The organism is Methylobacterium nigriterrae (assembly GCF_037106235.1).
GTDB lineage: Bacteria > Pseudomonadota > Alphaproteobacteria > Rhizobiales > Beijerinckiaceae > Methylobacterium > Methylobacterium nigriterrae.
In genome coordinates this window covers 1-281 of record NZ_JBAWTG010000789.1, presented here as the reverse complement: position 1 = coordinate 281, position 281 = coordinate 1, and the positions used below count along the sequence as shown (strand labels likewise).

Genomic DNA, 281 nt, shown 5'->3' with positions numbered 1-281 from the left:
GGAACGCGAACGCAAACATCGGGACGGGAACCTTGCCGGTCTCCGATCCCATGCCTGCCTTCGAGAAGTATAATCCGACCGCCAGGACCACGGGCAGAAGGAGGAAGACCCGGAACAGCTTCACGATGACAGCTGCATTCCCTGCCTCGTCGGAGATCGAGTAGCCGGCCCCCACCCCTTGAGCGACGTCGTGGATCGTGCCGCCGAGAAGGATGCCCACGGCTCGATCGGTGACGCCGAACCAGTGTCCCAAGAGCGGATAGAGAAGCATGGCGACCGTG

The 281-nt window shown here is 62.6% G+C and carries 1 protein-coding gene; it reads right to left on the bottom strand.

The genetic code is table 11. The features are described 5' to 3' along the window. Nucleotides 1–281, bottom strand: a 281-nt coding sequence (locus tag WDW90_RS39175; RefSeq protein ID WP_336493003.1) for a putative sulfate exporter family transporter, incomplete at both ends; no start/stop codon positions are given.